General features: G+C 38.3%; 8 protein-coding genes. 5 read left to right on the top strand and 3 right to left on the bottom strand.

Features of this window, described 5'->3' with window-relative positions; all coding sequences use genetic code 11:
- Window positions 1-96 precede the first annotated feature (96 nt).
- Entirely contained in the window at window positions 97-786 is a 690-nt protein-coding gene (locus ACFIJS_RS05825) for a YggS family pyridoxal phosphate-dependent enzyme (RefSeq protein ID WP_375650597.1), read from the top strand.
- 400 nt (window positions 787-1,186) lie between these two features.
- On the opposite strand, the gene ACFIJS_RS05820 is transcribed toward ACFIJS_RS05825, so the two are convergent.
- Window positions 1,187-1,351 (bottom strand): hypothetical protein, encoded by a 165-nt coding sequence (locus tag ACFIJS_RS05820; RefSeq protein WP_375650596.1) that lies wholly within the window; start codon window positions 1,349-1,351, stop codon window positions 1,187-1,189.
- 613 nt (window positions 1,352-1,964) lie between these two features.
- Window positions 1,965-2,141 carry a hypothetical protein gene (locus ACFIJS_RS05815; protein WP_375650595.1) on the bottom strand — a complete coding sequence of 59 codons (177 nt, stop codon included), beginning with the start codon at window positions 2,139-2,141 and terminating at the stop codon, window positions 1,965-1,967.
- Between the two features lie 717 nt (window positions 2,142-2,858).
- Between ACFIJS_RS05815 and acs the strand changes: the two genes are divergently transcribed.
- From acs to ACFIJS_RS05795, 4 genes are all read left to right on the top strand, one after another.
- Window positions 2,859-4,802, top strand: a complete 1,944-nt coding sequence (acs, locus tag ACFIJS_RS05810) for an acetate--CoA ligase (protein ID WP_375650593.1) — start codon at window positions 2,859-2,861, stop codon at window positions 4,800-4,802.
- A gap of 557 nt (window positions 4,803-5,359) precedes the next feature.
- A complete protein-coding gene (ftsE, locus tag ACFIJS_RS05805; RefSeq protein ID WP_273723097.1) occupies window positions 5,360-6,019 on the top strand; it encodes a cell division ATP-binding protein FtsE in 660 nt (219 codons plus the stop codon).
- Entirely contained in the window at window positions 6,012-6,965 is a 954-nt protein-coding gene (locus tag ACFIJS_RS05800; protein WP_375650592.1) for a cell division protein FtsX, read from the top strand. The genes ftsE and ACFIJS_RS05800 overlap by 8 nt, the downstream gene beginning before the upstream one ends.
- A gap of 4 nt (window positions 6,966-6,969) precedes the next feature.
- Window positions 6,970-7,641 carry a YdcF family protein gene (locus ACFIJS_RS05795; protein WP_375650591.1) on the top strand — a complete coding sequence of 224 codons (672 nt, stop codon included), beginning with the start codon at window positions 6,970-6,972 and terminating at the stop codon, window positions 7,639-7,641.
- 1,294 nt (window positions 7,642-8,935) lie between these two features.
- Here ACFIJS_RS05795 and ACFIJS_RS05790 read toward each other — a convergent pair.
- On the bottom strand, window positions 8,936-13,897 hold the full coding sequence (locus ACFIJS_RS05790) for a DEAD/DEAH box helicase (protein WP_375650590.1): 4,962 nt from the start codon (window positions 13,895-13,897) through the stop codon (window positions 8,936-8,938).
- Window positions 13,898-14,309 lie beyond the last annotated feature (412 nt).

Here is a 14,309-nt window from a genome sequence, read left to right as displayed (position 1 = left end):
CATCGTCAACATTTTCGTGAAATATTTCCCTAAGTATTTTATGAAACTTTTAAAAAAACGACCAACTCTTGAACAAAAACGGTAAAGCACAAAAATATGAATACACAAACGCCCCTCGATGCCCCTTCCATTGAAGCATGGCAAAACCTTCAAAAAGACATTACTGAAACATGTCAAGAGCTACAACGCCCTGCAGAAGAAATTGAACTTATCGCTGTTTCAAAAACTGTTTCTGTCGCTAATATACGTCCCCTTTTGCAAGTAGGGCAATCTTTGTTTGCAGAAAACCGCGTACAAGAAGCGGCACAAAAATGGCCTGATTTACGTCGACAATTTGAAAATATTAAACTTCATCTCATCGGTCCCTTACAATCAAATAAAGCCGCCGAAGCTATCAAAATTTTTGATGTCATTCAAACGGTTGATCGTGAAAAAATAGCCAAAATTTTATCCGAAGAAATGCAAAAACAAAAAAAGCATCTTCCTTGCTATGTTCAAGTCAACATTGGCTTAGAACCTCAAAAAGGTGGTATTGCACCCCAAGAAGTAATTCCTTTTGTTTTTCAATGCAAAAATAACTATGGACTTGATATCATCGGTCTTATGGGCATCCCCCCTGTCGACGAAAACCCCGGACCCTATTTCGCACTCTTAGCAAAATTAGCAAAACAAGCCGGTCTTCCAAAGCTTTCCATGGGCATGTCCAGTGACTTTAAAACCGCTCTACAGTTTGGCTCTAACGTCCTTCGCATTGGCTCTGCCTTATTTGGAAAACGCCCTGTGTAAAGCAATTTCTTCTAATATAAATTCCCATTGAAAATTCTACCAAAAGCCAAAAACAGCAAAACTGAGAAAAAATATTCTCCTCAACATCAATAAAAGAGCAATTCTAGCAAAAAAGATTCCAGTCCCTCTTTCATCCTGTTAGCAAAATAAGCAAAAAAGTTGGTCTTCTCAAATTTCTCACCGACACATCCACAACACGTACAATAGCTTCAAAATAGCATTGCAATTTAGCTCTCATATTCTCTACATTGGCTCTACTTCGCTTTCCCTCTGAACGCCTCTCCAGCAAAAGCAACATAAAAAATAAATCCTTATATAAAGGCAAAATGATAAGAGGGACGTTGCGCATAAATAAAAAACTGTCGCGAAATAAATAATTGCAAAAGAATATTCAATGCGATTATTGCAATGATTTCCATTTAAAACCACGAATTCTCTTAACTTCTCCAACACGCGTAAACAATTTCCCCACATGCCAATAGCGTAAAGCAGGCAAAAAGAGGCTTATGGCTGCATAATACAGCAACAAAACTCTTTCATGTAAGCCACTTAGAAAAATAAACATCTCAAATGCTCAATAGAGCACCAAGAGCCGCGCTAAACAACATGATAGCAACCTATAAGGTCAACAAAGAGCATAGAGACTTTCTATGCTCTACAAAGCGTAAAATACGGTCAATATTCGCCTGAAAAATAAAAGAACGAATCCCATGCATATACGCATAATACATGCATGCAAAACAATAGCAATGAAACTAATTTCCATAACGATATTTCTTTGTCGTTCTCGTAAACAAAGAGAAAAACATCAACTTTTCAGAAGCACAGTTTTCTAATTTTAAACTAAATTAATAAAAAAGAAGATATTTATTATATATTAAAATATTACAAATAATATTATTAAGAGTAAATTTTTACTAATACAAATAACACATAGTGTATTTATTATTTATACAGTGTTTTTATTGTTATTTTTAATAATTTATATTTGATAATGATCTAAAATACGTGATAAACAATTTGAGTTTTATTACCGTAATACAATTATAAAAATGTAATACAATTATAAAAATAAAGTAAAGAAAATTGATATGTTTGGTTCATTCAACACATTCGGTCATATGGTGAGAAGTCATTCTTTTGGTATTTCATACAATTCAAGACCTTTTTATGGAAATTCAACACCTGTTTATGGAAATGCATGTAGCTTTAATGATTTTACCTCTCACATGAATACACAAAGCTTCCAAATAGGGAAGACCATCAGGAACAGGTGCAGCAATACTAGGTGATATAAGTGGAAGACCAACAGGTGCATTTCCAGCTGGAATCTCAGGTTTCACAGCGGAATTCATAGGAGGTGCTGTTTGGGGTTTCGGACAGAAAGCTTATAAATGTTGGTTCTAATTTATAGAGGATAACGACAAAGATATCTCTGAAATTAGTCATTTTGTAATTGTTTTCGAAACAATATACCAAACTAAATATTGCTGGATAAAATAATTTCAGAGCTATCTATTAATCTCATATAATATAAGTAGGATTTTTGTATAATAGATATTGATTATGAAATCGTAAGAATGTTTTGCATGCTAATTATAATTACTCCTATAATTGCCACTTCTTTTAAAATATTCAGTGGTGTGGGATGGTAATTGTCTATTATAATTGCATTATCGTCAGTTATTATGTTCTTTATTTCTGATTTTTTGCGTAGATACTTTGGTTTATATTAATATCTTAGCAAATTTATTCTTTTAAAACGAGTGAGTACAAAAAACATTTAATTTGATCGCCTATGACGTACTCTTCATCTCACTTTATTTATATGATAATTTTTTAATGTCTTTTTGCGTTTATAAAAAGCCCTATACCACAATAGGCTTTGCCACATTTGAGTATCCTAAAAACATAGAATACCCTCTTTAATATCATCACATCAGATTTTAAAAATTGACTATTCCAATCTTTGTCATTTAGTCTAACCTCACAATGAAAAGCTTTTGGAAAAACCCTGCCACAAATATAAAAATACAATGGCTGATTTTTCTAAAAAATAAAAAGAGGGAAGCATGACTGAAAAAATCTATCCAGTATCAGAAGAGATCAAAAAAAATACTTTACTCGATAAGGAAACTTATCAACAATGGTATCGAGAAAGTATCAATGATCCAGAAAGCTTCTGGGCCAAACATGGTCAACGCATTGAATGGTTTAAACCTTTTACAAAAGTAAAAAACACTTCTTTTAATGGAGATGTCTCCATTCAATGGTACGAAGATGGAATAACAAATGTTGCCTACAATTGCATTGATCGCCACCTGAAAACCCATGGAAATCACATTGCGCTCATTTGGGAAGGGGATAATCCTTATCATGATAAAAAAATAACCTATAACGAGCTTTATGCACATGTTTGTCGTTTTGCTAATCTTTTGAAAAGTCGTGGCATTAAAAAAGGCGATAAAGTAACCATTTATCTCCCCATGATACCCGAAGCAGCCTATGCTATGCTCGCCTGTGCCCGCATTGGTGCTGTTCATTCGGTTATCTTTGCTGGCTTTTCTGCTGAGGCAATAGCAGGACGCCTTGTTGACTGCGAATCAACCTTCATCATTACCGCTGATCACGGCTTGCGTGGTGGCAAACGGATCAACTTAAAAGACAATGTTGATCATGCTATTGAGATAGCAGCGCGCCAAAACGTTCATGTAAACCAAGTCATGGTTATACGGCGGACTTGTGGACCCATTCAATGGATAGAGGGGCGTGATTTTTGGTACCACGAAGAGATAGCTCATACCAAAACAGATTGTCTACCAGAACCAATGAACGCTGAAGATCCGCTTTTTATTCTTTATACTTCAGGCTCAACCGGCAAACCCAAAGGTGTTTTGCATACCACAGCGGGCTATCTTGTTTATGCCGCGATGACACATCAATATGTTTTTGATTATCACCCTGATGAAATTTACTGGTGTACAGCTGATATTGGTTGGATTACCGGTCATTCTTACTTGGTTTATGGACCTTTATGCAATGGTGCGACCACTTTAATGTTTGAAGGCACACCAACCTTTCCTGACAAAGGAAGATTTTGGGAAATTGTCGACAAGCATCAAGTCAATACACTCTATACTGCACCAACAGCTATCCGCGCCTTAATGGGAGCAGGAAATTCGTTTGTTGAACACTCAAACAGGACATCGTTGCGTCTTTTAGGAACAGTAGGAGAACCTATTAACCCAGAAGCATGGGAATGGTTTTATCATACAGTTGGAAATGACCGTTGTCCGATTCTCGATACATGGTGGCAAACGGAAACAGGAGGGCATATGATCACGCCCTTGCCTGGTGCAACCCCCCTCAAAGCAGGATCAGCCACACGTCCTTTTTTTGGTGTTCAACCCCAAATTGTTGATGCCCAAGGCAATATTTTAGAAGGTGAAGCAGAAGGCAATCTTTGTATCAGTGATTCATGGCCCGGACAAATGCGCACGCTTTATAACGATCATGAGCGCTTTATTCAAACTTATTTTTCCCCCTATAAAGGAAAATATTTTACAGGCGATGGCTGTAGGCGCGATAGTGACGGCTATTACTGGATTACAGGGCGGGTTGATGACATTCTCAATGTCTCGGGACACAGGTTAGGAACTGCTGAAATTGAATCAGCCCTTGTTTCTCATCCCACTATATCAGAAGCAGCCATTGTGGGTTACCCGCACCCCATTAAAGGACAAGGAATTTATAGTTTTATCACCTTAATGGAAGGGACAACTCCAAATGAAGAGTTAAAAAAAGAACTTATTAAACATGTGAGAAAGGAAATAGGCTCCATTGCCATATTGGATAAAATTCAATTTGCCCCGCAGCTTCCCAAAACGCGATCAGGGAAAATTATGAGACGTATTTTACGAAAAATAGCCGAAAACAATTTTGATACTCTCGGAGATATTTCAACTCTTGCCGAACCACAAGTTGTTGAAGATCTGATTGCTAACCGACAAGATTAAAGAAACCACGAAGAAATACAACATGCGGTGGTTTTTGTTTTTCTGCTAAAATTATCCTAGCATTGTTACAAAAACCACCGATGAGAATAAAAAACAAAACAATTCATGGGAAGCTAAACAACTCTAACAACAAACGCTTTTCTTCATAACAAATACAAAACAATTGAAGAAAAAACTTCATGATTGGAAGATGCCAAGATTGGAATATGAATGCGAATAAGAATAAGAAAGTTAGATAAAAAGAGCAACATAGCTTTTTAAAATCGCCCAGTACCCACTCAATACAAAACAGCCTCTGAGAAAGAAAGAAAAATAGTTCTAATGTTTATGCTAGAATCACTTTGAAATTCCTGCTAAAATTATAAATAAAGCTAAAAAGAGAAAGTATAATTGATAATATTCTTGAGCAAAAATATTTATCTATAACAAGAGTGTACAAAAAATATTGAAAACCATGAAATCTAAAATAAACAAGCTTACAAAAAAAATCTAAAGCAATGAAAGTAAGAGTTCTTAGAATAAACGATGCAATATAAAATCAGGAGTAATAATAAAAAGTGATTCATTTTGAAAATGTTGGTCTACGCTATGGAATGGGACCTGAGGTCCTTCGTGATATTAGCTTTCATATTCCTCCTGGATCATTTCAATTTCTCACTGGCGCCTCTGGAGCAGGGAAAACGTCGTTGATGCGTCTTATGTTTTTGGCACTCAAACCCACCCGCGGTCATATTGATTTATTTGGAACAGACACAGCATTACTCAAACGACAAGAGCTCCCTGCACTGCGACAACGTATCGGTGTCGTTTTTCAAGATTTTCGTTTACTCGACCACATGACCACTTATGAAAATGTCTCCTTACCTTTACGCATTAAAGGACAAGAAGAAGCAACCTATCGCAGTGAAGTGGAAGATCTTCTCTGTTGGGTAGGTCTGGGAGATCATATTCATGTTTTACCACCAGTTCTTTCCGGCGGAGAAAAACAAAGGGTAGCCATTGCACGCGCGCTCATTGATCAACCTGAAATTCTACTTGCCGATGAACCCACCGGAAATGTCGATCCGCCCTTGGCAAAACGCCTACTCCGTTTGTTTATTGAATTAAATCGTTTTGGAACAGCTGTTATCATTGCTACCCATGATATTGCCTTAATGGAACAAGTTGCAGCACGACGTATGCTTCTCCATAACGGACGGATGACGATTCATGAATAAGCCTTTTCCTATTTTTACAAGCAATAAAAAAAATACAACAGCAATTATTCCCAGTGGTAATATTTCTGGAAAAGCATTGGTTGCCGTGATTGCTATTATGACATTTCTTTCAAGCCTTACCTTAATCGGCGTTGATTTAGTCCAACGTGCCGCCCAAAATTGGAGTAATCAGATTAGCTATGAAGCAACAATACAAATACGCCCCATTGACAATGTTGATATAAACAAAGCACTCCGTGATGCCGTACAATTGGTTAAAACATTTTCTGGTGTCCAAGATGCAAAAATTGTTGACCAAAAAGCTACAGAAAAGTTACTGGAGCCATGGCTTGGAACAGGCTTCAATTTCAATGAACTGCCCCTTCCCCGCCTTATCATTGTGACCCTGAATGGGGATGAAAAAATCAATTTTGCAGCCATTAATCACGCCATTAAAACCCAAATTCCAGGAGGTCAATTTGATGATCACCGTGTTTGGGTCCATCGTTTTGCGACCATGGCACACACCACTGTTTTCATTGGTTTTTCAATTTTAGCATTGGTTCTAGGCTCTCTTATTCTTACCATCATTTTTACCACTCGCAATGCATTGGTAGAAAATGCACATATTATCAATGTCTTATATTTCCTTGGTACTGAAACTCTTTTCATTGCCCGCCAATTTGACTGGCATTTTTTTAAAACTGCGCTGCGTGGTGCTTTATATGGTGGTCTCACAAGCATATTTCTGTTTTTAGCCTTTTGTCTCTGGACGAATTATAACTTGGGAAGAGTGGAAGCTAGCCAAGTAACAGCTTTATTTGGACATATTTCTATAAGTTCCATCCCCTATGGAAAAATCATTCTTCTTATTATTTTCGTTTCTTTTCTTACCACCCTTACAAACCGCATGACTATTTTAGCGCAACTGAAAAAAATCGATCAATGTGAAAACGGTTTATTTTAATTTTATGACTCACCACTCCTACCATTCCAACTCATTGATGCAAAACAATTTAAACCGTCCTCTTCCAAAACGGCCCCACTATAGTTGGTTTGTGTGCTTTTTATTTCGCTATTTTCCACCGACAACACTTACTCTTGCAATCATTGTTTTCATTTTCTGGGGCGGTTTTATTATTTTTTCTGAAAAAACTGAACGACTTTCTCCTCCAAAGCCTCTCCCCAAAGCTGATGCCATCATTGTGCTTACAGGCGGAGAAAACCGAATAGAGACAGGACTCCATCTCTTACAAAAGGGGCTTGGTTCACGACTCCTTATCAGTGGCGTAAACACCACAACCAATCTGAAAGGTTTCATGCATAACATGCATATTACCCCACGGCTTATCTCCTGTTGTATTGACATTGGGCATCAAGCGATTAACACCAGAGGGAACGCCAAAGAAAGTGCTGCTTGGATCAAAAAACACCACTATAAAACCCTTTATATCGTCACCCATGATTACCATATGTGGCGCTCGATGCGAGAGCTTAAATATTTAATGCCTGATATCCATTTCATTGCTTACCCTGTTAAAAAGAGCGATGCTGAAAGCGCAATACAACAGATCAATCAAATCCGCATTCTCATATTCCAATATATTAAAACGCTCCACGTCTATATCAGAACCGCATTCTAATCTTTATCCTTCTGACTTTTTAAAAACCTTGCCATCTTCTGACCGCTTCATACCGTTCTTTCCATACCCTTCCACACAAGTTGCCTCTATACAAGCTCGACAGAGCTACCCTCATACAAAGCAGAACATCCCAATACACGTATCACTGTATTGCACATTCACCCAAAGACATCTCTTACATCCCAAACATATCTCACAGCACGGATCTGTACATGCAATCCCAATTATTAAGCTCTTGTAAATAGAGCCCCCAAACAGCTATAAGATCTCAAGATCTTGTGATAGAAATCTATTTATACCACCATCTTACGCTTCATAAAAAATACAAACTGCCCCATCCTATATTTTTCCACCCCCCAATATTATGATAGTTCTTAAGCCACTTGGGTTGATGATTAGTAAGAGACATGCTTTACACCTTTCTTCAACACCAACATACCAACCTCGTATGACATGCAAAGAAGTAAGTTTAATAGATTTAAAATAAGAAAATTTATGATACTTAAATTTCTTATTCAACAGAGAGAACGTTAAACAATCATTATAAATCAATATGTTATTAACAATCTCTTCATTCTACAAAACATCTTCATAAGAGTATTTTAAATCACAGATAGGGATAAGCTCAAAACGCACACCGCCACGAACATCCCACACTTTTTATAGCAATATCTTTTGGCATAAATCATTTCCCTCTAAAAACACTTTTTTTAGCAGCCTCCCTAAAAAAGAACGAAAATTTTCAACTCTATCGATCTGTAAACAATAACAATCCAGCTTCTTTTCTAACGCGTTCTCCCTGCTCACTTCCGATCACCCCCGCTCAAAAGACGATGATTCCCATTAGCAACGGTTTGTAAACAATCCTACTTCTCTGGGCAGGTTCCTCTCTCAACTTCCCCATTTATATGGTTTATTCACATAAGTCTCAACGAACAAGCCTGCCAAAAAATATTCATCACTGTCGCTAAAGCTCATGCGTCATCATTTTAGCGACCTTACTGCCTAGGATGTTTTATCACCTGTAACATATTGGTTTATAATGAAAGTTTATACGCTACAACTTGAATGAAAGCTCTCAATATCATCAGATTCTCTCATTTCAAATCTGTTCTCTATTGAATCAATCAAAACCATTTTCTTGCACATCACAAGGGAAGAGAGCCTGCGTAGCGTAAAACTGTACAAGAAAGGCATGCCTCTTATGGACCATCTCAAGTACTAAGGGCTGTCGCAATACCTACGAGCTGACAAGGTGTATGATAGTGCTAGTTTGTTACAACACGGCGCTGTTTTACGTCACAGTGGATAACTCAACATTTTCAGTTTCTCTCACTTCCAATTTTGGAAGACTACGAACAATTTTCATTGTTTCCAAGCTTACCGTAATAACCCGCTGAAACAATTCCAATGGATAAGCCGGATTACCAACCGTTTCAACAGCATAGCAATTGGCATCATTAACAAGACCGCTCGCTTTGTCCGTTTTGACAATTTGGCGCTCCATAACCCATTCAAGAGCAGACCTGCCATTGACCACATAATCATAAGCTTCAAGGGGAATATTTTGCATTGTAATATTTGCGTTATAAATCACTGTGCTCTTGTCAATAGCGCCACGCTTACCAGCAAATTTCATCGCTTCAACACGGTAGAAACTCTTCTCATCAGAAATCATCCAAGTTCTTGGATCACCCTGTTTATAGGTAATGGGATAGGGTTCAACCTCTTCATAATTCATATGCAAATCACCAAGCTTTCGCCCCGCTGTTACAAAAGCCCAAAAATCCTCTACCTTTTTAACTGTTGGAATACGTGGCAATTGTTTAGACAAATTATGCGCATAACGTGCACGGTAATCTTCAGAATGCAAAATCCCATAAACATAATAAAACAAATCATCCTTTGTTATCACTTCACTAGGATATGCTGCCTTAAAATAAGCCAACCCTTCATCCGTGAGTGCATCTCGCCGCTGCAAACCAGCTTTTTTTCTTTCCTCTACAAAACTTGCAAACAAATGAACCTGCTCTTCCTTTTTATTTTTCAAGGACGCAACATCTTCATAAATATACCGTGGAAAGCATTGGCTACCACCATCCATCATATTTAAATCCGGTAAATCTTTAGTCATTAGAACAGAAAAACCGCTTCTTGCTCCCAACCCTGTAATTTGTACGACCCTATTTTTAACCGCTTTCCCTATCGGAAAGATACGCGGCATTTGGTACACTCTTTCATTGAAAGTACGGTTATAATAAAGCCATTGCTGCATGAAAGGACGATAAAGACTTTTAATAAAACATGTCTCCTTAAATTTAAAAGCTTTTCCTCTTATCAGTTCTTGTTTAATATTATGACTCCAACTGATCTTTCTGACATCTGTGTTGACAAAATCGTTTACAGCATTCACACGCACCTTACGATCAGCATGTGAATAAGAATTATTAAAACGCTCGACTTCACTGTTATAGAAGGCAATCATATTGCTCATATTCTTCGCTAGATCTTCACGGCTTGAATTATATGCCCAAGCATCACGATTAGTCGCAATGCCAAGAGAGAAATTTTCAAAGAGCTTTTTATCACTGCCCTTCTTATCACCTAAGGCTAAAAATTTTTCAAAATCACTGTTGCGCTGATCCAACCAATCACCATGCTCATCTGGTGTAATCATCTGCCAGCCGTGTTCACGCTTGATACCACCAACACTGCCCAATCGCTGAATTTCATGTAATTTCTCTTTTGTCGTGAGATTATCACCAATATCGTAATAGTGAATTTTGCAACGTTCCGTGACATTTGGATTTTTAACAAACAATGTCACAGCAATTCCTGTCATGCTTCCACTGCCGAAAACATTTTGCCCTTCTTGAGCAGCTCCTTTGCTCATCATATTTTTGCGAATATCTCCCCGCAAATTGAGAACATAAATGCTCGAAAATTCTTCACTCAATTTTTTTCTGAGTCCATCCATTGCTAATTTTTCAACATAACCAGAACCAGTCACAAAACCAATAACACCACAGTCTTTGATGCGATCACTTGCCCAGCGAATGGCACGAATATAACTATCATAAAGCATTTGCATAAGGCTTGCACTGGATTGAGCAGCATAAGTTTCACGGATACGACAATCCAATTTAGGATAGCCAATATTTTGTGCATTGTCGTTTTCACTTTTTTGTCCAAAAGAATAAGGGGGATTGCCAACAATAACACGAATATCCAGTTCTTTCTGGCGTGACCGACGTGTGCTGTTATCCACCAACAAATCACTGATCAGGTCTTTTTCTTGCTCATAAAGCTGAAATGTATCGGTTAAACAAATTCCCTCAAAAGGAACATAACCTCCCCCCACAAGACCATGATAGGTCATCTCAATATTAATGGCTGCAATATAATACGCTAAAAGTACAATTTCATTGGCATGAATTTCATGACAAAATTTGTGTTTTATTTCTTCTGGTGTAATCAAACCCGATTGTAAAAGCCGCGTGATAAAAGTCCCCGTTCCTGTAAAAGGATCCATGATGTGCACACCAGATGAGCCAAGCGTTTGCCCAAATTCTTGCTCTAAGACATCATTGACAGAGTGCAAAATAAAATCCACAACCTCAACGGGGGTATAAACAATGCCTAGTTTTTCTACAGTGCGTGGAAAAGCATAACGAAAAAACTTATCATAAAGCTCTACAATCAACTTTTGTTTTGCTTTTGGATCCGTAATACCACTTGCTCGTAATTTTACACTTGCGTAAAATTTCTCGAGATCTTTGGATTCCTTCTCAAGATTCGCCTCATCAAGCACATCAAGCATACACTGCATCGCACGCGATACAGGATTCTCACGTGTAAACTGATAGCCTTCAAACAACACCTGAAAGACAGGACGCGTGATAATATGTTGTGCTAACATTTCAATTGCATCAGCCTCTGTAATCGCGTCGTTTAAATCATCACGCAGTTCTACCAAAAACCTGTCAAAGGCTTGACGCGCCTCAGTGTTTGGCTCTGCTAAAATACCTGTTAAGCGCGTAATGTGGTTCTTAGCAATTTCAGCAATGTTGCTCGCCCAATCTTCCCAATAATCACGTGTCCCACATTTCTTAACGATCTTTGCCAGAATCGCACGAGAAAGTTCATCCACACAAAAAGAGAGCTGCCCTTGTATTTTCTCTGTACGAGTGAAATCATATTCCGGTGTTCCAATTCCCGATCGTGCGGGTTGTGCGCGTAGTGGAAGATTGTCTACAACAGCCGTAACAGCCTGTAACTCAGTGCTCTTTGTCACCCCAATAATCTCAATCACATTGCTGATATCTTGGCCTAGCGATGCCTTATTAATCGTCGCATCAAAACGATCATCATGCGCACGCAAAGCATTTAAAATTTGCCAGATAACCCGATATTTATCATTATTGTTCAAAGCCTGTTCCACTGGAATCCCAGAAGGAATCCCAATTGGCAAAATGACATACCCCATCTTTTTGCCTTCAGAGCGACGCATCACCCGCCCAACCGCTTGCACAACATCAATCTGACTCTTGCGTGGATTTAAAAACATGATCGCATCGAGAGCCGGAACATCCACCCCCTCAGACAAACACCGTGCATTGGTCAAAATACGACAAACACCCTCACCACTATCAGCTTTCAGCCAATCAAGTAATGCACCACGATCCTTCGCATTGAACGTGCCATCAACATGCTCAATTTCACACTTCAGAAATGACCCATTTTCCGTATCCTCTTTCGTATAATCAAGATATTCTCTAACAACCGCAGAAAACTCATCACGTACCAATTCAGAACTTTTAATAGTTTTACAAAACGCCAAAGCACGATGCATGGGGTGTGGATCTGTCCCAACATCAGCCTTCATATCTTGTTTTGTGAGCGCCTTATAACAGCCAATAATCTTCGTTGCATCATCAAGAACAAGCGAAGACTGGTCATCACTAAGACGCTTCTGAACAGCTGAACTGACCAATTTTTCATCCATTGCTAAGACAATAACCTTATAATCCGTTAAAAGGTCATTTTGGACTGCCCATGAAAACCCCCGATAAAAAAGTGTTTTACCAAAAAGCTTTTCATCATCCATCGAAGCAAGAACGGCATTAACTTCATTCGCACGACTCTTTGCGTTATCACCAAAAATACGTGGTGTCGCTGTCATATAAAGGCGCTTCTTAGCACAAATAACATCATTAGAATGCACCTTAACAAAATTGGATTCATCCTCTCCAACCAGCGTTGCCCCTGTTGCACGGTGCGCCTCATCACAAATAATAAGATCAAATATTGGCAAATCATACTTTTTTTGAGCATCAGAAACCACCTGAATGGATTGATAGGTTGCAAACACAACGGTCATCCTATCAGCAACAACACTGCTCGCACATTCTGCAAGTTTAGCAGCATCGGTTGTCGCCGGAAAAGCAAGATCAAACACATCAATTTCAGCAACATCATCACTATTTTTACGACGCTTTCCCACTTGTGTATCTGAACAGACAGCAAAGGATCGTAATCCGATTTCTGCATCCGTTGTCCATTCACGAACCGTCTGTGACATCAACGCCAAGGATGGTACAAGAAACAAAACAAACTTGCCTTCACCTGCCAAATCCTCAGCAATTTTAAGACTGGTAAATGTTTTACCAGTACCACAAGCCATAATAAGCTTACCCCGATCTGCTTCCATAAACCCAGCACGCACATCACGCAATGCCTCCAATTGATGTGGACGGATTTTCTTTTTATCCTCCAAAACAACTTTGCCCTGGGCTGCAAAAATCTCCCAACGGATCGGACTTTGCTGTATATCGGAAAGATTAATCCGTATAATGGGAATATCCTGCCCCCGTATCATTGTTTCAGCGTTATCACTCCAAGCACTCTCAGTGCTGTCTATAATAACACGTCGCTTAAACGGAGCTTTCCCTGATGCTGAAATAAAACTATCAATATCTGCTTTTCTAATCCGATATGCTGCATCATAAAATTTACATTGGATTGCCGCAAAACCCTCTCCATTACGAATCTTTGCCACAAGATCGATACCAGTATCACGACCATCCCAACCATTTTCATGAGCCCAATCTTTAAAGTTTTGAATCTTTTCATACTGATCAAACTGAAGAGGATCATGTGTCAGATAAGCAAGAGCAAAACGCTCAAAATATGTACCTTTGTCTCGTTCGGTACGTACTTCATCACGATATTTCTGTAAAAGCGATTGCAGCGTCATGCTTCCCCCCCAATTCAAAATACTTTAGCTTACTCGATTTACTGAATTAACCGATATTTATAATAGAATACGTACTAAGCAAAACAAATGAATAAAGTTTTACTTATCAGCAAAATAGTGGAATCTGCTTCCCCACATCCCTGATAAATATCACGTAATAACCCATTAGAATATGAAGATTTGTTTCATTATCTTATTTTGGTAAACTTCTTTATGATATTCATCTATTGAATAGAGTATAAGCCGATATTCAGGAGGAGCTAAACGCAATAAAAATATTTCGTAAAACCAACTAACAGCTATACCAATACACATAATAATGAATATAGCAATTAACATTCCCAGCAGCATGAGCCCATAAGTGTCTTCATCTCGTTCTCGCTACAAAGTTGGAGCTTTGTGAAAAGCTATA

This window comes from Bartonella sp. OT172YNZD (assembly GCF_042193725.1).
GTDB lineage: Bacteria > Pseudomonadota > Alphaproteobacteria > Rhizobiales > Rhizobiaceae > Bartonella > Bartonella grahamii_A.
The sequence above is the reverse complement of the archived record's forward strand: the minus strand, read 5'-3'. Positions and strand labels throughout refer to the sequence as shown.